Source organism: Kitasatospora cinereorecta, from assembly GCF_024172095.1.
Classification (GTDB): domain Bacteria; phylum Actinomycetota; class Actinomycetes; order Streptomycetales; family Streptomycetaceae; genus Kitasatospora; species Kitasatospora cinereorecta.
This window is the reverse complement of record NZ_JAMZDX010000001.1, coordinates 1,185,677-1,208,688: the sequence shown is the minus strand read 5'-3', so window position 1 is coordinate 1,208,688 and position 23,012 is coordinate 1,185,677. Positions and strand designations below refer to the sequence as shown.

Below are 23,012 nucleotides of genomic sequence, written 5' to 3'. Positions count from 1 at the left end.
TGTCCGCACTGAAGTTGGCCATCGTCGGCGGCGGGTCCACGTACACGCCCGAACTGATCGACGGCTTCGCCCGGCTGAGGGAGACCCTCCCGATCGGCGAACTGGTCCTGATCGACCCGGCCGCCGACCGGCTGGAGCTGATCGCCGGCCTGGCCCGCCGGATCTTCGCCCGGCAGGGCCACTCCGCCACCGTCACCACCGCCCCCGACGTCGCCGCCGGCGTCCAGGGCGCCGACGCCGTCCTGCTGCAACTGCGGGTCGGCGGACAGGCCGCCCGGAACGAGGACGAGACCTGGCCGCTGGAGTGCGGCTGCGTCGGCCAGGAGACCACCGGCGCCGGCGGCCTCGCCAAGGCGCTGCGCACCGTACCCGTGGTGCTGGACATCGCCGAGCAGGTCCGCCGGGCCAACCCGGCCGCCTGGATCGTCGACTTCACCAACCCGGTCGGCATCGTCACCCGGGCGCTGCAGACCGCCGGCCACCGCGCGGTCGGCCTGTGCAACGTGGCGATCGGCTTCCAGCGGAAGTTCGCGGCCCACCTGGGTGTCGACCCCGGACTGGTCCGGCTCGACCACGTCGGGCTCAACCACCTCACCTGGGAGCGCGGCGTCACCCTGCTGGACGCGCCCGGCTCCGCCGACGGTCGCGAGGTGCTGCCCGAGCTGCTCGCGGCACACGGCGAAGCCCTCGCCGCCGACCTCCACCTGCCGCTGCCGGTGATCCGTCGGCTCGGCGTGGTGCCCTCCTACTACCTCCGCTACTTCTACCAGCACGACCTGGTGGTCGAGGAGTTGAAGGAGAAGGGTTCGCGGGCCGCCGAGGTCGCCGCGATCGAGAAGCAACTGCTCGACCTGTACGCCGACCCCACCCTGGACACCAAGCCCGACCTGCTCGGCAAGCGCGGCGGCGCCTTCTACTCCGAGGCCGCCGTCCAGCTGATCGCCTCGCTGCTGGGCACCGGCGGCGGCACGGCCGGCGGTACCAGCGTCCAGGTGGTCAACACCCGCAACGACGGCATCCTGCCGTTCCTGCCCGACGACGCGGTGATCGAAGTCCCCGCCGAGGTCGACGCGGACGGAGTCCGCCCGCTGCCGCAGCGTCCGGTCGAACCGCTGTACGCCGGCCTGATCGCCGCCGTCACCGCGTACGAGCACCTGGCCCTGGAAGCCGCGCTCAAGGGCGGCCGCGACCGGGTCTTCGACGCCCTGCTCGCCCACCCGCTGGTCGGCCAGCTCGACCTCGCCGACCGGCTCACCGACCGGCTGATCGCCCACAACCGGGCCCACCTGGGCTGGGCGTGAACAGCCGCCATGACGACCACGCACCACCCTGGGGGGACAGGCCGATGAGCCGCCGGCAGCACGAGCAACTCCCCGGCGTCCTCGCCATCGACGCCGGCAACAGCAAGACCGACGTCGCCCTGGTCACCGCCGACGGGCGGGTGCTCGGCACCGCCCGCGGCGGCGGCTTCCAGCCGCAACTGGACGGCTACGAGCAGACCGTCGCCGCCCTCGCCCCGCTGGTCGAGGCCGCCGCCGCCCAGGCCGGACTCGCCCCCGGCGCCACCCCGCTGACCAGCCACGTCAGCGCCTGCCTCGCCAACGCCGACCTGCCGGTCGAGGAACAGCGGCTGCACGCCGCCCTGGCCGCACACGGCTGGGGCATCCGCACCACCGTCGCCAACGACACCTTCGGCCTGCTCCGGGCCGGTACCGACGGCCCGCGCGGGGTCGCGGTCGTCTGCGGCGCCGGCATCAACTGCGTCGGACTGCTGCCCGACGGGCGGACCGCGCGCTGGCCCGCGCTCGGCACGCTGACCGGCGACTGGGGCGGCGGCGGCGGACTGGCCTCGGAGGCGATGTGGCACGCCACCCGGGCCGAGGACGGGCGCGGCGGGGCCACCCTGCTCTCCACGATGATCGGCGCGCACTTCGGACTCGCCGGGGCCACCGCGGTCGCCGAGTCCATGCACCTGGGCCACCTGGACCGGGACCGGCTGCACGAGGTGGTGCGGGTGCTGTTCGCCGCCGCCGAGGCCGGCGACCCGATCGCCCTGCAGCTGATCGACCGCCAGGCCGACGAGATCACCCGGCTCGCGGTCATCGCGCTGACCCGGCTCGGGCTGCTCGGCGAACCGACCCCGGTGGTCCTCGGCGGCGGCGTCCTGGCCGCCCGCAGACCCCTGCTGATCGACAACGTGACCGCCCGGCTGGCCGCCGCCGCGCCGCTCGCCGAGCCGCGCATCGTGGTCGCCCCGCCGGTCCTCGGCGCGGCCCTGCTCGGTCTCGACCAGCTCGGCGCCGGCCCCGACGCCCAGCAACGCCTGCGCGACGCGTACGCCGACAGCCACCCCGTCGCCGCCTGAACACCCGCCACTCGAACCCCCGCCGCCGGAGGCCCGGCCCCCGGGTCCGCACACCCGGCCCGGCTCCGGCGGCGGGACAGCAGCGGCTTCGGGTCAGGCCTCGCGGCCGCGGAAGGTGCGACGGTAGTCGCGCGGGGCGACGCCGACGCGGCGGGTGAAGACCGGGCGCAGCGAGACCGCGGAGGCGAAACCGCAGCGGACGGCGATCTCGTCGACCGGCAGGTCGGTCTCCTCCAGCAGCCGCTGGGCCGCCAGGACGCGCTGCTCCAGCAGCCAGCGCAGCGGCGGGGTGCCGGTGGCGGCGGTGAAGTGGCGGGCGAAGGTGCGCTCGGCCATGGTCGCGGCCCGGGCCATCCGGGCGACCGTCCACGGTTGGTCGAGGGCGGCGAGGACGGCGGAGCGGACCGCGGCCAGCGGGTCCTCGCGGTCGGTCTCGGTGGGGACCGGGGAGGGGATGAACTGGGCCTGGCCACCGGCCCGGAAGGGGGCGGTGACCATGGCACGGGCGATGGCGGCGGCGGCCCGCTGGCCGTGGGCGGCGCGGACCAGGTGCAGGCACAGGTCGATGCCTGCGGCGACCCCGGCCGAGGTCCACACCCGGCCGTCGCCGGTGAACAGGACGTCCGGGTCGACGTCCACCGCCGGGTGGCGGGCGGCGAGTTCGGTGGCGACCCACCAGTGGGTGGTGGCGCGGCGGCCGTCCAGCAGGCCGGCGGCGGCGAGCAGGAAGGCTCCGGCGCAGAGCGAGGCGATCGGCACGCCGCGGGCGTGGACCTCGCGGAGGGCGTCCAGCAGCGCCGGGTCGGGTGGGGCGAGCGGGTCCTCCATGCCGGGGACGACCACCAGGTCGCTGTCGCCGAGCGCGTCGAGTCCGGCGTCCGGGACGCGTTCGAGGCCACCGCCGAGGCGGACCCGGGCACCCACCGGGCCGCAGACCCGCAGGTCGAAGGCGGGCAGGCCGGGGCGGCTGACCCGGTTGGCCCAGACCTCGCCGATCACCGCGTAGTCGAAGGGCCGTACCCCGTCGAAGATCAGGCAGCTCACCGTTCGCATGGCAGGAATGTATCGATGAGGGGCTTTCCCGCCCCTCACCGGCCCGGCCCGGTCGATCGCAGGATGGAGCCATGACGAACACCAGCGCATTCGACGCCCCGCTCAGCCTCTCCGACGACGCCGTCCTGATCGTGATCGACGTGCAACAGGGCTTCGAGGACGAGGAGTTCTGGGGCGAGCGGGACAACCCCGGGGCGGAGCGGCGGATCGCCGACCTGGTCGCCGCCTGGGAGCGCACCGGCCGCCCGATCGTGACCGTCCAGCACGGCTCGGCGCGCGGCCCGTTGGAGCCCGGCACCCCCGGGTACGAGCTGAAGCCGGTCCTGGCCGACGTCAAGGCGGACCTGCACATCACCAAGACGGTCAACAGCGCCTTCTACGGCACCCCGGACCTGCACGCCTGGCTCCAGGAGCGCGGCGCCACCCAGCTGGTGACGATCGGGATCATGACCAATGTGTGCAACGAGACCACGGCCCGGATGGGCGGCAACCTCGGCTACGACGTGATCTTCCCCGTGGACGCGATGCACACCTTCGCGATGGCGGGCCCGGACGGCGAGTCCATCCCCGCCGAGCAGTTGGCGAAGGCCACCGCCGCGGTGCTGCACACCATGCGGTTCGCCAAGGTGGTGACCACCGAGGCGGTCCTGGCCGCCGCCTGACCCGCCCGGCGGCTGCATCGTGCCGCCCTGTGCCGCCCTGTGCCGCCCGGACTGAACGACCGCGCCCGGCCGCCCGCTCCAGGTGAGCGGGCGGCCGGGCGCGTCGGTCGACAGTGCGGCGGGCCGCTCAGTGGAGGTGCTCGGCCACCCACTCGGCGAGGATCTTGGCGCAGCCGTCCACCGCGTCGCGCCAGCTGTTGCCGGCGCCCTCGCCGGCCTCGTCGCTGACGTGCTTGACCAGCCGGACCGGCAGCTCGGCGCGCCGGGCGACCACGGCCACCGCGTAGCCCTCCATGTCGACCAGGTCGGCGCTGCGGGCGAGGCGGGCGCGGGCCTCCTCGTCCGAGACGAACAGGTCGCCGGTGGCGAGGACCGGACCGGGCGCGCTGCCGAGGGTGAGCGGAGCGCCGTAGCTGCGGCCGGTGAGGGCCTCCAGTGCGGGGGTGTCGATGTCGTGCTGCAGCACCCGGGCGATCTCGTGGGTCCCGGCCCAGCCGGACTTCAGGGCGCCGGCGGTACCCAGGTTGACGATCTCCGAGGGGCGCTCGCCGCGGGCCAGGACGGTGGCCAGCGCGGCGGTCGCGTTGATCTTCCCGATCCCGGTGAGCAGGACCGGCAGCCGCTCGTCCAGGTGGGCGGCCTCCTCACGGACGGCGACGACGAGCAGGGGGCGGTCCGGGGAGACGGTTCCGATCAGGCGCATGCCCCCATGCTACAAATCCGCGCTCCGCCGCCCGCGCCCGGAACCGGCGGGCCGCCGGTCGGCGTCGTCGCAGTCGCACCACACCCGGGCCGACGCGGGCCGGGCGGAACCGGAACCTCAAGTACGGCGCAACTCAGGTGTGATCGTCGCCACCCGCAGCCATACTTCTGCTGCGGGCGAGGCCCGCCCCGACAGGGTCGGGCCACAGGGGAGGGTGGGGGCGGTGGCGACACCGGTGGTCACGGAGAGCCAGGGGACGGTCGCGACCGTTCCCGGAGCAAGACGCGGGGCCTCGGCCCGGCTTCGGCAGGCGGCGAGCACGCCGCCCGGCCGGCTGCGGGTGGCCGGGGCGGCCCTGGCCGCGCTGGTCGTGCTGTTCGGCGCGGTGGCCGTGGAGCAGGTGAGCACACGGGCGACAGCCGCCGGCCGGGTGGTCTCGGGCAGTGAGCCGCTGAGCCAGGACGCGGCGGAGATCTACCGTTCGCTGGCCGACGCGGACACCACGGCGGCGGCCGGCTTCCTGCTCGCGGCCGACGAGCCGGCCGCGGTGCGGCAGCGGTACGAGGACGACCTGGCCACTGCCTCCCGGCTGCTCTCGGAGGCCGCCGCACGGACCGGCTCGTCCCCCGGGGCGCAGCGCCCGATCACCGAGCTCAACCGGCAACTGCCGCGCTACGCGGGTCTGGTGGAGACGGCGCGGGCCGACAACCGGCAGGGGCTGCCGCTCGGCGGCGCCTATCTGCGGTACGCCTCGGCACTGATGCAGGACACCATGCTGCCGCTGGCCCAGTCCCTGGTGGACGCCGAGTCCGGGCGGCTGGACGCCGATCACGGCGACGCGTCGTCCTTCCCGGTCGCCGCGCTGCTGCTCGGGCTGGTGGCGCTGGGCGCGCTGGTCCGCTACCAGGTGGTGCTGTTCCGGCGGACCAACCGGGTGTTCAACACCGGCCTGCTGACCGCCACCTCGGCGGTCCTGCTGGCGGTGGTGTGGCTGACCGCGGCGTCCGCGTCCGCCGGCGCCGCGCTGGCGACCAGCCGGCGCGACGGGTCCCAGCCGCTGCGGGAGCTCGACCACGTCCGGATCGCCGCGCTGCAGGCCCACGCGGCGGAGAACCTCAACCTGGTCGCCCGCGGCTCCACCGACACGTACACCAAGCGCTGGTCGGCCCTGGTCGACCCGCTGAACGCGCCCGCCGCGCAGGCGGGTTCCTTCGGCCACGCGGTGGCCGCGGGCCGTCCGGACGCCGAGCGGCCCGCCGCCGAGGCCGAGCGGGCCTTCGCCGACTGGCTGTCCCGGCACCGGGCGGCCGCCGACAAGGACAGTGCGGGCGACTACGACGCGGCCCTGCGGGGGACGCTCAGCTCCGGCGGGAACGACACGGCCGACGCCGCGTTCACCACCATGGACCGGAAGCTGGCCGAGGCCGCCACCGCCGAGCAGCACGACTTCGAGGCCGCCGCGGGCGGGGTCGACGGCTTCCTGGAGGTGTACGCGGCGGCCGCGGCCGTGCTGACCGCGCTGGCGGTCGGCGGAGTGCTGCGCGGCATCGGCCGCCGGCTGGCCGAGTACCGGTAGAACGGGGGGACGGACGATGACACCGATCATGCGGACGGTACGGGCCAGGGCGCTGGTGGCGGCCGTGGTGCTGGCCGCCGGAGCGCTGGGCGCCGGAAGCTCGCAGGGCGTGCCCGCGGGGGCGCCCCGGACGGCCTCGACGGCCCCCGGGCTGGCCCCGATGGCGGACGACGGCTGCGACCTGACGGCCAGCGAACCGCCGGCGAAGAACCCGAACGGCGCCCGGATCAGGAAGATCCGCGAACGCGGCTCGCTGGTGGTGGGAGTCGACCAGAACAGCTACAACTGGGGCTTCCGCAACCCGCAGACCGGCCGGATCGAGGGCTTCGACATCGACCTCGTCCACGCCCTCGCCAAGTCGATCCTCGGCGACCCGGACAAGGTGACCCTGAAGACCGTGCCGACCGCCCGGCGGATCGACGCGATCAAGGGCGGCGAGGTGGACATGGTGGTGCGCACCATGTCCGTCACCTGCGACCGGAAGAAGGACATCGCCTTCTCCGCCCCGTACTTCCGGGTCACCCAGCAACTCGTGGTGCCGCGCGCCGCGAAGGCGACCGGGTTCGCCGAGGCGCTGCGCGGCAAGCGCGCGTGCGTGGCCGACAACTCGTCCAGCCAGGCCGAGCTGAAGCGGGACGGCCGCGGCACGGCGGAGGTCCGTACGGTGGAGAACCAGCTGGACTGCCTGGTGCTGATGCAGCAGGGCCTGGTGGACGCCACCCTCACCGACAACGTGCTGGCCGCCGCCCAGGTCGCCCAGGACCCGACCGTACGGCTGGTCCCGGAGACCATCGCCCCCGGCTACATGGGCGTCGGGATGAACCAGGCCGACACCGACCTGGTCGCCTGGGTCAACCAGGTGCTGGCCGAGCGGAAGGCGAACGGGGACTGGCGGGCCAGCTACGACCGGTGGCTCGCGCCGACCATGGGAGCGTCACCGGACGGCTACCTGCCGTAGCGCGATCGTCAAGGGGGCGTCAAAGCCCGGTACCGGCGTGGGTCCGCGCTCCGCCATCCGGGAGACTTTCAGCCGACGGGGCACGGCCGCGGCCCTCGTGACCGACAATCCGTCAATGCGCAACCGCCCGCCAGTACGCCAGGCCCGAGAGGAGGACCCGCAATGGCAGGAACGGCCGGTCCGGTGATGAGCCGGGACGAGGTGGACCGCGTCCTCACCCGACGCGGCGAGGAGCGCGACGCCGTCGAGGCGGCACTGCTCTCCCTGCAGGACCATCCGGGACGGCGGCTGCTGGACGGCGCCGCCCTGACCGGGCGCACCCAGGAGCGGTGGGCCGTCGCCGAACAGGGGCTGGCGCTGCTCTGGGCGCTGTTCGACCGCTACGCGGAGGCGCTCGCCTCGGCCCGGGCCGTCCGGGCCCGGCGCGGCAAGCCCGGCAGCGCCGAACTGGCGGAACTCAGCGAACTGCTCACCGGCGCCGCCGTGACCGTCTCCGGCGGTCACCTGCCGGAAGCGGTCGGCCAGCTGGGCGCCCAGGTCCGGCTGGTCGAGCGGGTCACGCTGACCGAGCTGATGGACCGGATGAACGGCTGGTACGCCGTCGTGCTGGAGGTGGTCAACGCCGCCGACGCCGTCTGGACCGCGCTGCCCGCCCGGATAGACCTGCTGTTGGCCGAACTGGGCCGGGTGCAGATGCTGGCGCTCTCGGTCGGGGTCCGCCCCGGCGGCCACCCGCTCGGCGACGACCTGACCCGGCTGGCCGAGGAGCTGACCGCGCTGCGCACCGAGGTGCTCGCCGACCCGCTGGCCCTGTGGCGGCCCGCCCGGGTGCCGGCGCAGCGCGGCACCGCCTCCGAGGCGAGCGCCTGGGCCTCGCCGAGCGGCGCGGTGGACACCACCGGCTTCGACCGGGCCGGCCGCCACCTGGACGACATCCGGGTGGAGTTGGAGGGGCTGCTGCGGCTGCGCGACGAGTCGCACGAGCGGCTGCAGCAGGTCGCCGACCTGCTGCAGCGGGCCGACGCCACGCTGGCCGAGGCCCGCCGGGCCCGCGGCGAGGTACTGGCCAAGATCGCGTCCACCGAGGTCCCGGCGGTGCCCGGACCGGCCTCGGCGCTGCGGGAGCGGATCGTCCTGGCGGTGGAGTACCAGCAGACCGGCCAGTGGCACCGGCTCGGGCAGCTGCTGGACGCCCTGGAGGACGCCGCCGCCAAGGAGTTGACCCGGGCCCGGCACTCGTTGACCGAGGTGGCCCAGCCGCTGGCCGTCCGCGCCGAGCTGCGCGGCCGGCTGGAGGCGTACAAGGCGATGGCCGCCCGGTTCGGCCTGGCCGAGGACCCGGTGGTGGTGGAGCGTTTCGAGAAGGCGCGCTGGCTGTTGTGGAGCGCGCCGTGCGACCTGCGCGCCGCCGCGGAGGCGGTCACCCGCTTCCAGCAGGCGCTGCGCGCACCGGAGAGACAAGCGACGAGCGGGGGGAACGACTCGGATGGCTGAGGCGTGCGCACAGCCGGACTGCACCGGCACCATCGACCCGGACGGGTTCTGCGACGAGTGCGGACTCGCACCGGAACCGGCGTCGGCGGGCCCGGTCGCAGGAGGGGGCGCTGGGAGCGGGCCGGGTGGGGGTCCGGGCGGGCCGGGTGACCGCTGTGCCAGGGACTGCACCGGCACCATCGACCCCGACGGGTTCTGCGACGAGTGCGGGCTGGAACCGGCGGCGGGCGGCGGCGCACCACAGGTGCCCGCGCCCCGGCTCTCCTCGCCGGGCTCCAGCCGCTCCGGCTCGGTGCGGACCATGTCCGGCCGCTCCCGCTCGCACCGCTCCTCCCGGACCGGCAGCGGCCGTTCGGTCTCGGTGCTCAGCTCCCGCGGCTCCACCGGCACCGCCCGGCGCGGCAACCTGGGCGCCGGCCTGGTCAGCGTGCCGCCGGTCGCCGCGCTCGACCCGAGCACGGCCGTCCTGGAGAACGCGGAGGTGCCCGAGCACAAGCGGTACTGCTCGAAGTGCAGCACCGAGGTCGGCCGCGAGCGCGGCGGCCGGCCGGGCCGGCCGGAGGGCTTCTGCACCAAGTGCGGAACCGTCTACTCCTTCACCCCGAAGCTGCGCCGCGGCGACCTGGTCGGCGGCCAGTACGAGGTGATGGGCTGCCTGGCACACGGCGGGATGGGCTGGATCTACCTGGCGATCGACCGCCGGGTCAACGACAAGTGGGTCGTGCTCAAGGGCCTGCTGGACACCGGGGACGAGGACGCGCTGGCCGCGGCCGTCGCCGAGCGCCGCTTCCTGGCCGAGGTCGACCACCCGAACATCGTCCGCATCATCAACTTCGCCGAGCACCCGGACGCCCGGACCGGCTCCACCGACGGCTACATCGTGATGGAGTACGTCGGCGGCAAGTCGCTCAAGGACATCGCCAACGAGCGGCGCACCCCGGACGGTCGGCGCGACCCGCTGCCGGTCGAGCAGGCGCTCGCGTACGCGCTGGAGGCGCTGCCCGCGCTCGGCTACCTGCACAGCCGCGGGCTGGTCTACTGCGACTTCAAGATAGACAACGTGATCCAGAGCGAGGACTCGCTCAAGATCATCGACATGGGCGCGGTCCGCCGCCTCGACGACGACGGCCCGATCTTCGGCACCCACGGCTACCAGGCCCCGGAGATCGCCACCGACGGGCCGTCGGCCGCCTCCGACCTGTACACCGTGGCCCGCACGCTGGCCGTGCTCACCTTCGACTTCCAGGGCTACTCCACCACCTACCGGCACGAACTGCCCGGCCCGGAGCAGGTCGAGCTGTTCGCCCGCTACGAGTCGTACTACCGGCTGCTGGTGCGCGCCACCGACCCGGACCCGGCCCGCCGCTTCTCCTCCGCCGAGGAGATGGCCGACCAGCTGACCGGCGTGCTGCGCGAGGTCCTCGCGCTCCAGGACGGCCGTCCCCGGCCCGCCCCCTCCACCCTCTTCGGGCCGGAACTGCGGGTCTTCGACAACGAATTGGCCACCGGCCCGATCGACCCGGCGGCCGCCGCGCTGGCCCTGCCGGTCCCCCGGACCGACCCGGCCGACCCCAACGCGGGCTTCCTCGCCGCCCTATTCGCCGGAGACCCGGCCGACGCGCTGACCGCCCTGGCCGCGGCGCCGGGCGACTCGGCGGAGCTGGGGCTGCGCCGGCTGCGCGCCCACCTCGAACTCGGCGACCACGACCGGGCCGGCCAGGAGCTCGGGAAGCTGGAGAGCGAGCACGCCGACGACTGGCGGGTGGTCTGGTACCGCGGCCTCGCCGCCCTGGCCGCCGGGCGGGCGCAGGCCGCCGCCGAGTCCTTCGACGCGATCTACGACGCCTTCCCCGGCGAGCCCGCGCCCAAGCTGGCGCTCGCGCTCTGCGCCGAACTGCTGGACAACCACGAGGACGCCACCGAGTTCCACCGGCTGGTCGCCACCACCGACCGGTCGTACGTCAGCGCCGCGTTCGGCCTGGCCCGGGTCCGGCTGGCGGCCGGCGACCGGCCCGGCGCGGTCGCCGCGCTGGAACTGGTGCCGGAGGCGTCCACCCACTTCACCGCCGCCCGGATCGGCGCGGTCCGGGCCCGGCTGCGCGGCCGGGCCGCCGAGGAGCCGCTCGGCCCCGAGCTCAGCCGCTGCTCGGAGCAGCTGGCCGCGCTGACCCTGGACGCCCGTCGGCGCGAGGAACTCGCCGTCGAGGTCCTGGACTCGGCGCTGGGCTGGGTGCTGGCGGGCATGCCGGGCGAGGGCGGGGCGGGCGGTGCTGCCGGTGCTGCCGGTGCGACCGGTGCGACCGGTGCGACCGGTGCGACCGGTGCGGCCGGTTCTGGAACGGCGGCGAAGCCCGGCTCGGGGGCAACGTCCGGATCGGCGGCGACGCCCGGATCAACGGCAACATCCGGATCAACGGAGCCGTCCGGATCGGCGGTTGCCGAGGCGTCGACGGGGAAGGGACCGGCGGGACGGCCCGCCACGCGGACCGTCCTCGGACATCCCGCCACCGAGCGGGAACTGCGCCTCGCCCTGGAACACTCCTATCGAGTGTTGGCGCGGTTGTCCGACCGGGCCGAGTCGAGGATCGAGATGGTGGAGCGGGCGAACCGGGCCCGCCCCCGGACGTGGGTGTGAGCAATGCCGCAGCAGACCGTGTGCCCCAGCTGTGCCGAGCCGTTGGACCCGGAGGACGCCTTCTGCGGTGCCTGCGGCGCCGGCCGGAACGGGCCGCCCACCATGGTGGACGGCCCGCCCACCGCGGTCGGCGGCCCGGCGGCACCGGCCACCGGGGCCTGCGCGCACTGCGGCGCCGCCGAGCTCACGGCGGACGGCTACTGCGAGGCCTGCGGCCGGGCGCAGCCCGCCCCGCGTGACCACCAGGAGCGCTCGCTCACCGGCGTCGCCGGAGTCACCGACCGCGGTCTGCGCCACCACCGCAACGAGGACGCCTTCACCATCGCCGCCACCTCGCTGCCGGGCGGCGAGCCCGCCGTGATCGCGGTGGTCTGCGACGGCGTCTCCTCCTCCGCGCGGCCCGACGAGGCCTCCGCGACGGCGGTGGACGCCGCGTCGGAGTCCCTGCTGACCGCCCTGGAGCGCGGCACCGACCCGACGGCGGCCATGCACGGCGCGATCACCGTCGCCGGGCAGGCCGTCACCGACCTCGCGTACGACGGGAAGACCCCGCAGACCGCCGGGCACATCAACGCCCCGGCCTGCACCTACGTCAGCGCGATCGCGGCCGGCGGCCTGGTCACCATCGGCTGGGTCGGCGACACCCGCGCGTACTGGATCCCGGACGACCGCGAGTCGGCCGAGCCGTACCGGCTGACCGAGGACGACTCCTGGGCCGCCCGGATGGTGGCGGCCGGGCTGATGAAGGAGGCCGAGGCGTACGCGGACCCGCGGGCGCACGCCATCACCGGCTGGCTCGGCGCGGACGCCGAGGAACTCCTCCCGCACACCGTCAGCTTCACCCCGCACGTGCCCGGGGTGGTGCTGATCTGCACCGACGGCCTGTGGAACTACGCCGAGGCCGCGACCGACCTGGCCTTCTTCGTCCGGGCCGACGCCCGGACCGAGCCGCTGGCCGCCGCCCGGTCGCTGGTGGACTTCGCGGTCACCGCGGGCGGCCACGACAACATCACCGTCGCGGTGCTGCCGATCACCCCGCCCGCGGCCGGCGGCGGGGCGTCCGCGGCGGCGGGTGCCGCCCGAACCGCGGAGCCGGCCGCGTACGAGGCCACCCTGATCGACCTGCCGCTGCCGGCGCCGCGGCACGACGACACCCTGCCCGACCTTCCCGTCCACGCACCCGGAACCGCACTCACCGACTGACAGGAGTTCCTCCGCATGGCCTCGTTGTCCAGGCCCACCGGGCCCGTGTTCGACGTCGACATATTCCAGAACGAGTACCTCGCCGACGGCGCCCGGGAGGTCAACGCGATCGTGACGGTCACCGCCACCGGTGGCGGCACCCTGGGCGGGCGTCCGGGCGGTGCCACCGGCGGCCCGGGCGCCGACGCCGCCGTGGTGATCATGATCGACTGCTCCGGCTCGATGGACTACCCGGCCAGCAAGATGCGCAACGCCCGGGAGGCCACCGCCGCCGCCATCGACACCCTGCGCGACGGCGTCGCCTTCGCCGTGGTGGCCGGCACCCACGAGGCCGCCGAGATCTATCCCGGCAACGGAACGCTCGCCACCGCCGACCGGGACACCCGGGCCCACGCCAAGCAGGCCCTGCGCAAGCTCAGCCCCGCCGGCGGCACCGCGATCGGCACCTGGCTGACCAAGGCCCGGCAGCTGTTCGACTCCCGCCCCGACATCGGCATCCGGCACGGCATCCTGCTCACCGACGGCAAGAACGAGCACGAGAAGCCCGCCGACCTGCAGCGCGCCCTGGACGCCGCCACCGGGGTCTTCACCGCGGACTGCCGCGGCGTCGGCACCGACTGGGACGTCGCCGAGCTGCGCAAGGTCTCCTCCGCCCTGCTGGGGACCGTGGACATCGTCGCCGAGCCCTCCGGCCTGGCCGAGGACTTCCGCGCCATGATGGCCGGCGCGATGGGCAAGCAGGTCGCCGACATCGCGCTGCGGGTCTGGACCCCCGCCAACGCTGTGGTGAAGTACGTCAAGCAGGTCGCACCCGCGGTCGAGGACCTGAGCGAGCGCCGCACCGAGTCCGGCCCGCGCTCCGGCGACTACCCGACCGGCTCCTGGGGCGACGAGAGCCGCGACTACCACGTCTGTGTCGAGGTCCAGCCGGCCGCGCTCGGCAGCCGGATGCTCGCCGCCCGGGTCAGCCTGGTGCTGCCGCAGGGCGACGGCTCGGCGGAGACGCTCGGCCAGGGGCTGGTCATGGCGGTGTGGACCGACGACCTGGCCTCCTCCACCCGGATCAGCCCGCAGGTCGCCCACTACACCGGCCAGGCCGAGCTGGCCTCCTCCATCCAGGAGGGGCTCGCCGCCCACCGCTCCGGCGACTTCACCACCGCCACCGCGAAGCTCGGCCGGGCCGTCCAGCTCGCCCACGCGGGCGGAAACGACGGCACGCTGAAGCTGCTGGAGAAGGTGGTCGACGTCGTCGACCCGAAGGAAGGTACGGTTCGGTTCCGTAAGCACGTGGAGGCGGCCGACTCGATGGCACTCGACTCCCGGTCGACCGTGACCGTGCGCGTGAAGAAGAAGTGACCCGGGAACCCACCGGGGCCGGACCTGCTGAAATGTGGGGGACCTGATGCCGATCTGCCCTAGGGGCCACGAGTCGCAGGCCGAGGACTGGTGCGATTACTGCGGCTTCCCGATGACGCCGCCGCCCGGGCTGCACATCCCCGGCACGCCCCCGCCGCCCCCGGCTCCGCCGGCCGGCCCGGCGCCCTCGCACGGTCCGATGGGCGGCCACGGCGGCCACGGCGGCGGCGCGATGGGCGGCCACGGCGCGCCGATGCCCCCGCAGGCACCGATGCCCCAGCACCCCCCGGTTCCCGACATGACCGCCGGCCTGGTCACCTGCCCGATCTGCCGGACCCCGCAGACCGGGCGGTACTGCGAGGAGTGCGGGTACGACTTCGACCTCGCCCCGCAGGCGCCGCGGGCCCACTCCCCCGGGCACGGCGGCTACGGCTTCCCCCCGCCCGCCCAGCCCGCCCAGCCCGGTCCGGTCCCGCACGGCCAGGTCCCGCACAGCCAGGTCCCGCACGGCCAGGTCCCCCCGATGCCGGGCCACGGCGCGGGGATGCCGCCGACCCAGATGCCGCCCGCGCCGATGCCCCCGGCGCCGATGCCGCCCGCTCCGGGCGCTCCCGGTGGTCACGGCGGCCACGGCGCTCCCGGCGGCCACGGCGGGCTCGGTGCCCCCGGCATGCACGGTGCGCCCGCGGCGCCGGCTCCGCCCGGCCCGCCGCCGGCGCCGATGTCCTTCGACAAGTCGCCGTTCGAGCCGGGGCAGGCCGTCGGCTTCCCCGACGGCGACGGCTTCGAGCGGACCGGCCCGGTGTACGCCGCGCCCGGCGACTCCTTCGGTACCTCGTTCCGGCTCGCGCCGCCCGGGGAGGCCGGGCAGCAGACCCCGCAGGCCCCGCCCGCCCCGCCGGTCCGGGCCACCTGGATCGCCGTGGTCTCGGCCGACCGCGACTACTTCACCGACATGATGGCGCGCAGCGGCCCCGAGGCGGCCGGACTGTTCTTCCCGCCGTACTGCCCGGAGCGCCGGATCCCGCTGACCGGGCGCGGCCAGCTGCGGATCGGCCGGCGCAGCCAGCACCGCGGCACGGTGCCGGAGATCGACCTGTCGGTGCCGCCGGAGGACCCGGGCGCCTCGCACCAGCACGCCCTGCTGGCCGAGCAGGCGGACGGCAGCTGGGTGCTGGTGGACCAGGACTCCACCAACGGCACCACCGTCAACGGCGGGGCCGACGCCGTGCCGCCGCACACCGCCATCCCCCTCGCCGACGGCGACCGGATCCACGTCGGCGCCTGGACCACCATCACGCTGTACCGCTCCTGACCCGCCGTCAGCCCGCCCCGCTGTCAACCGGGCCCGCCCCGTCCGATTACCGGACCGGGCGGGCCCGGCCCGCATTTGAGCACGGTTTCTCAAAATTCGCACAACTGACCTGCACATTCTCCGCCGGAGCCCCTACTGTTCTGGCCATGACTGAAGCAATATCCGCCGACGGAATCCGGAAGCGGTACGGGGATGTCCAGGCTGTCGACGGAGTGTCACTCTCCGTCCAGGCTGGCGAGTTCTACGGGATTCTCGGTCCGAACGGGGCCGGCAAGACCACCACGCTGGAGATCCTGGAGGGGATCCGCGAGCCCGACGAGGGCCGGATCGAGCTGCTGGGAATGAACCCCTGGCCGCGCAACCCCAAGCTGCTGCCCCGCATCGGCGTGCAGTTCCAGGCCTCCGCGTTCTTCAACAAGCTGACCGCCCGCGAGACCATCCGCACCTTCGCCTCCTTCTACGGCGTCGGCCCCAAGCGGGCGGACGCGATGCTGGAGCGGGTCGGCCTCACCGAGTCCGCCGCGGTGCTGACCGACAAGATGTCGGGCGGCCAGGCCCAGCGGCTCTCCATCGCCTGCGCACTGGTGCACGACCCGGAGCTGGTCTTCCTGGACGAGCCCACCACCGGCCTCGACCCGCAGGCCCGCCGCAACCTCTGGGACCTGCTGCGGGACATCAACGCCGAGGGCCGCACCGTCGTCCTCACCACCCACTACCTGGACGAGGCCGAGGTGCTCTGCGAGCGCGTCTCGGTGATGGACCACGGCAAGGTGCTGAAAACCGGCGCCCCGGCCGCCCTGGTCCGCGAGATCGACGACACCGTCCGGGTCAGCGTCGAGTCCGGGCTGATCACCGCCACCCGGGCGCGCGAACTGTTCGTCGAGGCCGGCGCCGAGATCGCCAACCTCGAGGACAACGGCGTCACCCTCGCGGTCTCCACCCGCGTCCCGGCGCCGGTCCTCTCCGTGCTGGCCGAGCAGAACGCGCTGCGCGGCCTCGAAGTGCGCGGAGCCACCCTGGAGGACGTCTTCCTCCAGCTGACCGGACGGGAGTACCGGGCATGACGACCACCTCCGCCCCCTCCCGGCCCGCCGCCGCGCCCGAGCAGCCCGAGCAGGAGCGGGTCAGCGCCTTCGGCGGGCTCTCCCGGGTGATGCTGCTCGGGTTCGTCCGCGACCGCGGCGCGCTGTTCTTCACGCTGATCATGCCGCTGATGTTCCTGCTGCTCTTCGGTGCGCTGTACAAGAGCGGCGGCACCCCCCACGTGAAGATCGCCGAGGTCGGCCAGGTCCAGCTGCTGGACACCGCCGAGGCCGCCCTGCAGGGACAGCCGAACAACCCGCTGGCGGCCCTGGAGATCACCAAGTACACCGACGAGTCCGCCGCGCTGGAGAAGGTCAAAAAGGGCGAGCTGGACGGTCTGGTCGAGCAGGGCACCGACGGCCGCGTGGTCGTCCGCTACAGCCAGGGCGACCAGGTCAAGGCCAGCACCGTCCAGGGGATCATGAACGGCCTGGTGCAGGCCGCCAACCAGCAGGCCGCGGGCACCAAGCCGCCGTTCAGCATGGACCTCGGCCAGGTCGAGGACAAGGCACTCAAGCCGATCCAGTACCTGACCCCCGGCCTGCTCGGCTACGCCGTGGCGATGGGCGCGGTGTACGGCGCCTCCTTCACCCTGGTCAGCTGGCGCAAGAAGCGGGTGCTGCGGCGCCTGCGGCTGACCCCGGTGTCCACCGGCACGATCGTCGCCGCCCGCGTCGGCGTGAGCGTGCTGGTCGCGCTGGCCCAGACCGGCCTGTTCCTGGCCGTCGCCACCATGCCGTTCTTCGGCCTGAAGCTGACCGGCAACTGGTGGCTGGTGCTGCCGCTGGTGGTCTGCGCCACCATCGCCTTCATGTCGATCGGCCTGGTGACCGGCGCGGTGGCCAAGAGCGAGGAGGCGGCCAACGGCATCAACCAGATGCTCATCCTGCCGATGTCCTTCCTCGGCGGCGCCTTCATCCCGCTGGACTTCGCCCCGGGCTGGCTGCAGACCGTCTCGCACGCACTGCCGCTGCGCTACCTGATCGTCTCCGCCAAGTCGGTGCTCAGCCAGGGCGGCGGCCTGATGGACGTCCTCCCGTCGATGGGCGGCCTGCTCGCCTTCGCCGCGGTGATGGCCCTTATCGCCTCGCGCTTCTTCAACTGGGACGACGCCTGACGCCGAACCGCGCGGGCGGTGCCTGACACCGAACCGGCCGGGGGTGCCTGACTGCCCGCTCGACTGACCGGCCGCCCGCCGGGCCGCTGTGGTCGTACGCCGAAGGTCTCGGTGTACGACCACAGTCGCGTCTGCGACCATGGACGGGTGACTGAGACCGGGCGACAGACGCTGCAAGAGGAGACCTTCTTCGACCAGGTCGGCGGCGAGCCGACCTTCCGCAAGCTGGTTCGCCGCTTCTACGAGGGCGTCGCCCAGGACGAGCTGCTGCGTCCGATGTACCCGGAGGAGGACCTCGGCCCGGCCGAGGAGCGCTTCGCGCTGTTCCTGATGCAGTACTGGGGCGGCCCACGCACCTACAGCGACCACCGCGGCCACCCGCGGCTGCGGATGCGGCACGCCCCGTTCCAGGTCGACCGGGCCGCGCACGACGCCTGGCTGAAGCACATGAGGGTCGCGCTGGACGAGCTCGAACTCCCCGCCGAGGCGGAGCGGCAGCTGTGGGACTACCTGACCTACGCCGCCGCCTCGATGATCAACACCGCCTGACCGGCCGGGTACTGCCGGACCGGTAGGGCCGGGGGGTCGCCGACGCCGCCCAGGTCAGGTCAGGTCAGACGAGCGGGCTGAGCCCGAGCCCGGCGCCCGGCCCGGCCTGGCTGCGGACCGCGACGGAGCCCAGCGGCGTGTTCAGCCGCAGCCAACTGCCCTTGCGGTGCACGGTGAGCGGCGCGTCGGGCGGCAGGAAGCCGATGACGTGGGCCGCGTGGGCGGCCCGCAGCGGCAGCTCCGGCACCGCCTCGATCGGCCGGGACCAGATCTCGTCGGCCAGGGCGTCCAGCACCGGACGGGTGCGATGGTGCGCCGGCACGGCCTCGCTGCGCTCGCGGAACTCCCGGATGCCGTCGGCCAGCTGCCGACCGACCTCGGGCCCGGACGGTTCGGCGATCAGCTCCCAGCCCGTCCGCGGCGGGAGCAGCCCTGCCCAGGACGGACCGGTGACGGCGGGCGGCAGCACCAGGGTGCCGGTGGACTCGTCGAGCGCCTCCAGCAACTGCCCGGCCGAGACGGTGCGGTCGGCGCCGCTCTCCAGACCGGCCAGCCGGACGGTACGGATGGCGAGCGCGCCCGATCCGCCGAGCGGTAGCCGGCCGAACAGCGCGAGCACTCCCTCGCCGTCGCCCCGTGGCACGGCCTGCAGCCGCACCGCCGCCGCGCGGTCGAAGCGCAGCAGCCGCTCCAGGAAGGCGACGAGGCCGGTGGACTCGCCGGGCTCGGCGAGGTGCAGGTCGGTGGGGGCGGTCAACGCGGTCAACTCACTCCGGTGTTCGCGCGGGGACGGCGTCGGGGACGCGCCCGCCTGCGACGGGCTCGGCTGGGACACACACGGCTGGCACGGGCTCGGCTGGGACGGGCTCGGCTTTCGCACGCCCGGCGGGAAAGGCCCGCCGGTCGCCGCCGCCCGGACGGGGCGGCGGCAGTGCCCGGATCAGGCGGCGACGGCTGCCGGCTGCCCGTCCAGGAAGCGGCTGAGGAATTCGCGCTCCACCGGGCTGATCCGGCGCGGGCGGCCCTCGGCCAGGTTGTAGGGGACGACCACGGTCGAGGCCCGCACGTAGACGGTCTCGGTGCCGTCCGGGTGGGTGTCCTTGATCTCGTAGGACACGGTCAGCGAGGCGCCGCCGATCTTGGTCACCCAGGTCTCGATGGTCACCGGCTCCGGCCGGTGCACCAGCGGTCGCTTGTAGTCGATCTCGTGGCGGGCCACCACCGAGCCACCCGCGAACTCCCCCGCTCCGGCCTCGGCGGCCTGGGTGAACATGAAGTCGATCCGGGCCTCCTCCAGGTAGCGCAGGAAGACCACGTTGTTGACGTGGCCGAAGGCGTCCATGTCGGACCACCGCAGGGGGCAGGGGTAGATGTGGCGTGCCACAGGGTTCTCCTCGTAAATCGGTCCGCCCGCTGTCCGGCCTCGGGCGGCGGCCCGGCAGACCGCCCTACGGGCAGTCTGCCGGGCCGGGGTGACGCATGGATGTCAGCCGCGGGTCAGCTTCTTGTACGTGGCCCGGTGCGGACGCGCGGCGTCGGGGCCGAGCCGCTCGATCTTGTTCTTCTCGTACGACTCGAAGTTGCCCTCGAACCAGAACCACTTGCTGTCGCCCTCGTAGGCGAGGATGTGGGTGGCCACTCGGTCCAGGAACCAGCGGTCGTGGGAGATGACCACGGCGCAGCCGGGGAACTCCAGCAGCGCGTTCTCCAGCGAGGAGAGGGTCTCGACGTCGAGGTCGTTGGTGGGCTCGTCGAGGAGCAGCAGGTTGCCGCCCTGCTTCAGGGTGAGCGCCAGGTTGAGGCGGTTGCGCTCACCACCGGAGAGGACGCCGGCCGGCTTCTGCTGGTCCGGGCCCTTGAAGCCGAACGCGGAGACGTAGGCGCGGGACGGCATCTCGACCTGGCCGACGTTGATCCAGTCGAGGCCGTCGGAGACGACCTCCCACAGGGTCTTCTTCGGGTCGATGTTGGCGCGGCCCTGGTCGACGTAGCTGATCTTGACGGTCTCGCCGACCTTGACGTTGCCGCCGTCCGGGGTCTCCAGGCCCTGCAGCATCTTGAACAGGGTGGTCTTGCCGGCGCCGTTGGGGCCGATCACGCCGACGATGCCGTTGCGCGGCAGGGTGAAGCTCAGGTCGTCGATCAGCAGCTTCTCACCGAAGCCCTTGGAGAGGTTGTCCACCTCGACGACGATGCTGCCCAGGCGGGGGCCCGGCGGGATCTGGATCTCCTCGAAGTCCAGCTTCCGCATCTTGTCGGCCTCGGCCGCCATCTCCTCGTAGCGGGCGAGACGGGCCTTGGACTTGGCCTGGCGGCCCTTGGCGTTGGAGCGGACCCACTCCAGCTCTTCCTTGAGGCGCTTCTGGCGCTTGGCGTCCTTCTGGCCCTCGACCTTCAGACGGGAGGCCTTGGTCTCCAGGTAGGTGGAGTAGTTGCCCTCGTAGGGGAAGGCGCGGCCGCGGTCGAGCTCCAGGATCCACTGGGCGACGTTGTCCAGGAAGTACCGGTCGTGGGTGACGGCGACGACGGTGCCGGCGTACTTCTCCAGGTGCTGCTCGAGCCAGTTCACCGACTCGGCGTCCAGGTGGTTGGTGGGCTCGTCGAGCAGCAGCAGGTCGGGGGCCTCCAGCAGCAGCTTGCACAGCGCCACGCGGCGGCGCTCACCACCGGAGAGCTTGGTGACCGGCCAGTCGCCGGGCGGGCAGCCCAGGGCGTCCATGGCCTGCTCCAGCTGGGCGTCGAGGTCCCAGGCGTTGGCGTGGTCCAGCTCCTCCTGGAGCTTGCCCATCTCGTCGAGCAGCGCGTCCGAGTAGTCGGTCGCCATCAGCTCGGCGATCTCGTTGAACCGGTCGAGCTTGCCCTTGATCTCCTTGACGCCGTCCTGGACGTTCTCCAGGACCGTCTTGGTGTCGTCGAGCGGGGGCTCCTGCTGGAGCATGCCGACGGTGTAGCCCGGCGAGAGGAAGGCGTCACCGTTCGAGGGCTGGTCGAGGCCGGCCATCATGCGCAGCACGGTCGACTTACCGGCGCCGTTGGGGCCGACGACGCCGATCTTCGCCCCGGGGAGGAAGCTCAGCGTCACGTCGTCAAGGATGACCTTGTCGCCGTGTGCCTTGCGCACCTTGCGCATGGTGTAGATGTATTCCGCCACGTGAGATCGCTCCGGCGTCGTCGTGAGTAATCGGCTTGCAGCCTTCCATTGTGCCGTAAGCGGCCCGCACGCCCGAACGGCCGAGGTGAGCCGCCCGCCGCTCTGCGCGGGAGGCGCCCGTCCGGCGGCGGCCCGGGCGCCGTCCCGGTCTCCCGGGAACGGCGCGGCCCCGCCCTCCCCGGGATGCGGGAGGACGGGGCCGGCCGACCGTTCGAGCGGGGATCAACCGCTCACCGGGCGGCGCGAACGGCCGCCCGGGGGGTGTCAGGCGGAGGTGCGGGCGTGGCGACCGCGACGGCGCAGGGCGTAGACCGCGCCGGCGCCGGCGACCACGAGCGCGCCGGCGATGCCGGCCATGATGCCGGTGCCGCTACCGCCACCGGTGGTGGCCAGGCTCGGGCCGCTCGGGCTCGGGGACGGGGTGGTCGGCGGGGTCGAGGACGTGGTGACCTTGCAGTCCAGGACGCCCTTGAACTCCTTCACGAACTTGTTGGGTCCGGTGACGGTGATGTCGTAGGCCGCGTCCTCGGCGACCGGGACGAGCACGGTCTCGCTCTTGCCGGGCTGGACGGTGACGGTCTTGCCGGGCTTGACCTCGATCGAGCCCTCCTGGTCGCCGTTGTTGGTGACGGTCACCTTGACGGCGTTGTCGGCGCAGGAGACCTGGGCGGTGGCGGAGGGCAGCGCGCCCTTGGGCTGCCAGGCGGCCTTGACCTTCACCGGCACGGTGGTCTGGTCGGAGCCCGCCAGGATCATGGTCTGCTGGTGCTCCTTCTCGGTGTAGCCCTCGCTGAGGAAGACCCGACCGGTGGGCACGGCGGTGGTGACGGAGGCGGTCACCGAGACGGAGCCAGCCGGCGTGCCTGCTGGCACGTCGACGTAGAGCGGGGTGTCCTTGGCGATCGGGCCGTTGAGGCTGGCGCCGATGGCCTTGCCGTCCTTGTCGGTCAGCTTGACCTTGCCGCCGGAGGAGTCGTCGCCGAGCGCGAACTTGACCTGGTCGGCGCTGCTGTTGAGCTTGAACGGGCCGACCTTGGTGCCGCTGAGGCCGGTGAGCGCGTCCGGGCTGAGCGACAGGGAAGCGGTCGGGATGGTCTTGATCCCGACGTTGGCCTCGCCGACCAGGTAGTCGCGCAGCTGCTTGGCCTCCGGGTCCTGCGGGACGGCCTTCATGTGGTCGGAGTAGTTCCAGATGGCGGCCTGGGTGCCGGCCGCGGCGTCCTCGTCGGTGAAGTCGCCGGGCTTGGAGATGCCGGCCTTGGCGGCGAGCGCCTTCAGGTCGGTCTGCTTCGGGTAGGAGTTCTCCAGGATCCAGAGGATCTTGGCCGCATCGTCCTCGCGCCCCTTGGCGCCGAGCGGGCTGGAGGCCCACTCGGACTCCCGGTACTGGGCCTTCGACTTGATGTCGATGCCGTGACCGAAGTCGATGCAGTACGTGCGGATGGTCTTGCCGTCCGACGTCGTCATCGTGAAGAGGCCACCCTGGCGTTCACCGATGCCGTCGATGTCGATCTTTCCGCTGAGCAGCGTGGGCTCGACCGTGGCGGTGACGCCACCGGTGGAGCCTGCGTTGTCTGCCACCGCGGTGGCAGCCGCTCCGCCGGCCATCAGGCCGGACGCGAGCATGACAGCTGCTATGCGGGAGACAGCCCGCCCCTGGGTGTGGAACATGTGCGATCCCTCCGGGCTGGGCCGTACCGATGGCCGGCCGCCCCTGCAAAGCGACGCCCCCTGTGACGCCGCTGCACGTGTGTGGACCAGACGCATCCTATTGACGCGAACCCGTCTTCCC

Annotated in this window: 19 protein-coding genes; 13 read left to right on the top strand and 6 right to left on the bottom strand. The window is 73.6% G+C overall.

Translation table 11 applies throughout. The annotated features are described in order from the left end of the window. Window positions 1-8 precede the first annotated feature (8 nt). Both FHR36_RS05385 and FHR36_RS05380 read left to right on the top strand, forming a co-directional pair. The gene (locus tag FHR36_RS05385) at window positions 9-1,301 is read left to right on the top strand and encodes a 6-phospho-beta-glucosidase (protein ID WP_253794760.1); all 1,293 of its coding nucleotides are present in this window, start codon (window positions 9-11) and stop codon (window positions 1,299-1,301) included. A 44-nt stretch (window positions 1,302-1,345) separates the two neighbouring features. Further along, window positions 1,346-2,365 carry an N-acetylglucosamine kinase gene (locus FHR36_RS05380; RefSeq protein ID WP_253794183.1) on the top strand — a complete coding sequence of 340 codons (1,020 nt, stop codon included), beginning with the start codon at window positions 1,346-1,348 and terminating at the stop codon, window positions 2,363-2,365. A 93-nt stretch (window positions 2,366-2,458) separates the two neighbouring features. Here the strand turns inward: FHR36_RS05380 and FHR36_RS05375 are convergent, their stop codons facing one another. Continuing rightward, window positions 2,459-3,418, bottom strand: a complete 960-nt coding sequence (locus tag FHR36_RS05375) for a GlxA family transcriptional regulator (RefSeq protein WP_253794181.1) — start codon at window positions 3,416-3,418, stop codon at window positions 2,459-2,461. 71 nt (window positions 3,419-3,489) lie between these two features. Between FHR36_RS05375 and FHR36_RS05370 the strand changes: the two genes are divergently transcribed. Next, window positions 3,490-4,080: a cysteine hydrolase family protein gene (locus FHR36_RS05370; protein ID WP_253794178.1), complete on the top strand. Its 591-nt coding sequence runs from the start codon at window positions 3,490-3,492 to the stop codon at window positions 4,078-4,080. 127 nt (window positions 4,081-4,207) lie between these two features. Here FHR36_RS05370 and FHR36_RS05365 read toward each other — a convergent pair whose 3' ends face one another. Continuing rightward, window positions 4,208-4,783, bottom strand: a complete 576-nt coding sequence (locus tag FHR36_RS05365; protein ID WP_253794177.1) for a nucleosidase — start codon at window positions 4,781-4,783, stop codon at window positions 4,208-4,210. 223 nt (window positions 4,784-5,006) lie between these two features. On the opposite strand from FHR36_RS05365, the gene FHR36_RS05360 reads away from it, so the two are divergent. The 10 genes from FHR36_RS05360 (at window position 5,007) to FHR36_RS05315 (ending at window position 18,069) form a co-directional block, all read left to right on the top strand. Beyond that, window positions 5,007-6,359 carry a GlnX family signal transduction membrane protein gene (locus FHR36_RS05360; protein ID WP_253794176.1) on the top strand — a complete coding sequence of 451 codons (1,353 nt, stop codon included), beginning with the start codon at window positions 5,007-5,009 and terminating at the stop codon, window positions 6,357-6,359. A 16-nt stretch (window positions 6,360-6,375) separates the two neighbouring features. Continuing rightward, on the top strand, window positions 6,376-7,317 hold the full coding sequence (locus tag FHR36_RS05355; RefSeq protein WP_253794175.1) for a glutamate ABC transporter substrate-binding protein: 942 nt from the start codon (window positions 6,376-6,378) through the stop codon (window positions 7,315-7,317). A 162-nt stretch (window positions 7,318-7,479) separates the two neighbouring features. Then, on the top strand, window positions 7,480-8,811 hold the full coding sequence (locus tag FHR36_RS05350) for a hypothetical protein (protein WP_253794174.1): 1,332 nt from the start codon (window positions 7,480-7,482) through the stop codon (window positions 8,809-8,811). Then, entirely contained in the window at window positions 8,804-11,446 is a 2,643-nt protein-coding gene (locus FHR36_RS05345; protein ID WP_253794173.1) for a serine/threonine-protein kinase, read from the top strand. Before FHR36_RS05350 ends, FHR36_RS05345 begins: the two co-directional genes overlap by 8 nt. Before the next feature lie 3 nt (window positions 11,447-11,449). Next, window positions 11,450-12,649 (top strand): PP2C family protein-serine/threonine phosphatase, encoded by a 1,200-nt coding sequence (locus FHR36_RS05340; RefSeq protein WP_253794172.1) that lies wholly within the window; start codon window positions 11,450-11,452, stop codon window positions 12,647-12,649. A 15-nt stretch (window positions 12,650-12,664) separates the two neighbouring features. Beyond that, window positions 12,665-14,005: a vWA domain-containing protein gene (locus FHR36_RS05335; RefSeq protein WP_253794171.1), complete on the top strand. Its 1,341-nt coding sequence runs from the start codon at window positions 12,665-12,667 to the stop codon at window positions 14,003-14,005. Between the two features lie 46 nt (window positions 14,006-14,051). After that, complete coding sequence (locus FHR36_RS05330; protein WP_253794169.1) at window positions 14,052-15,320, top strand: FHA domain-containing protein; 1,269 nt, start codon at window positions 14,052-14,054, stop codon at window positions 15,318-15,320. A 146-nt stretch (window positions 15,321-15,466) separates the two neighbouring features. Further along, window positions 15,467-16,384, top strand: a complete 918-nt coding sequence (locus FHR36_RS05325; RefSeq protein WP_253794167.1) for an ABC transporter ATP-binding protein — start codon at window positions 15,467-15,469, stop codon at window positions 16,382-16,384. Further along, a complete protein-coding gene (locus FHR36_RS05320) occupies window positions 16,381-17,520 on the top strand; it encodes an ABC transporter permease (protein ID WP_253794165.1) in 1,140 nt (379 codons plus the stop codon). The genes FHR36_RS05325 and FHR36_RS05320 overlap by 4 nt, the downstream gene beginning before the upstream one ends. 147 nt (window positions 17,521-17,667) lie before the next feature. Then, the gene (locus FHR36_RS05315) at window positions 17,668-18,069 is read left to right on the top strand and encodes a globin (RefSeq protein WP_253794162.1); all 402 of its coding nucleotides are present in this window, start codon (window positions 17,668-17,670) and stop codon (window positions 18,067-18,069) included. 64 nt (window positions 18,070-18,133) lie between these two features. Here FHR36_RS05315 and FHR36_RS05310 read toward each other — a convergent pair whose 3' ends face one another. The 4 genes from FHR36_RS05310 to FHR36_RS05295 form a co-directional block, all read right to left on the bottom strand. Further along, window positions 18,134-18,835, bottom strand: a complete 702-nt coding sequence (locus FHR36_RS05310; RefSeq protein ID WP_308199171.1) for a DUF8185 domain-containing protein — start codon at window positions 18,833-18,835, stop codon at window positions 18,134-18,136. Between the two features lie 174 nt (window positions 18,836-19,009). Continuing rightward, window positions 19,010-19,453 carry an acyl-CoA thioesterase gene (locus tag FHR36_RS05305; protein WP_253794160.1) on the bottom strand — a complete coding sequence of 148 codons (444 nt, stop codon included), beginning with the start codon at window positions 19,451-19,453 and terminating at the stop codon, window positions 19,010-19,012. A gap of 102 nt (window positions 19,454-19,555) precedes the next feature. Further along, a complete protein-coding gene (gene ettA, locus FHR36_RS05300; protein WP_253794158.1) occupies window positions 19,556-21,220 on the bottom strand; it encodes an energy-dependent translational throttle protein EttA in 1,665 nt (554 codons plus the stop codon). Between the two features lie 264 nt (window positions 21,221-21,484). Beyond that, window positions 21,485-22,891 carry a DUF8063 family protein gene (locus FHR36_RS05295; protein ID WP_253794156.1) on the bottom strand — a complete coding sequence of 469 codons (1,407 nt, stop codon included), beginning with the start codon at window positions 22,889-22,891 and terminating at the stop codon, window positions 21,485-21,487. Window positions 22,892-23,012: the final 121 nt, after the last annotated feature.

Coding starts and splice junctions, on each gene's coding strand:
- FHR36_RS05380 (WP_253794183.1), top strand. CDS start 1,346: ATGAGCCGCCGGCAGCACGAGCAACTCCCCGGCGTCCTCGCCATCGAC.
- FHR36_RS05375 (WP_253794181.1), bottom strand. CDS start 3,418: ATGCGAACGGTGAGCTGCCTGATCTTCGACGGGGTACGGCCCTTCGAC.
- FHR36_RS05370 (WP_253794178.1), top strand. CDS start 3,490: ATGACGAACACCAGCGCATTCGACGCCCCGCTCAGCCTCTCCGACGAC.
- FHR36_RS05365 (WP_253794177.1), bottom strand. CDS start 4,783: ATGCGCCTGATCGGAACCGTCTCCCCGGACCGCCCCCTGCTCGTCGTC.
- FHR36_RS05355 (WP_253794175.1), top strand. CDS start 6,376: ATGACACCGATCATGCGGACGGTACGGGCCAGGGCGCTGGTGGCGGCC.
- FHR36_RS05350 (WP_253794174.1), top strand. CDS start 7,480: ATGGCAGGAACGGCCGGTCCGGTGATGAGCCGGGACGAGGTGGACCGC.
- FHR36_RS05345 (WP_253794173.1), top strand. CDS start 8,804: ATGGCTGAGGCGTGCGCACAGCCGGACTGCACCGGCACCATCGACCCG.
- FHR36_RS05340 (WP_253794172.1), top strand. CDS start 11,450: ATGCCGCAGCAGACCGTGTGCCCCAGCTGTGCCGAGCCGTTGGACCCG.
- FHR36_RS05335 (WP_253794171.1), top strand. CDS start 12,665: ATGGCCTCGTTGTCCAGGCCCACCGGGCCCGTGTTCGACGTCGACATA.
- FHR36_RS05330 (WP_253794169.1), top strand. CDS start 14,052: ATGCCGATCTGCCCTAGGGGCCACGAGTCGCAGGCCGAGGACTGGTGC.
- FHR36_RS05325 (WP_253794167.1), top strand. CDS start 15,467: ATGACTGAAGCAATATCCGCCGACGGAATCCGGAAGCGGTACGGGGAT.
- FHR36_RS05320 (WP_253794165.1), top strand. CDS start 16,381: ATGACGACCACCTCCGCCCCCTCCCGGCCCGCCGCCGCGCCCGAGCAG.
- FHR36_RS05295 (WP_253794156.1), bottom strand. CDS start 22,891: ATGTTCCACACCCAGGGGCGGGCTGTCTCCCGCATAGCAGCTGTCATG.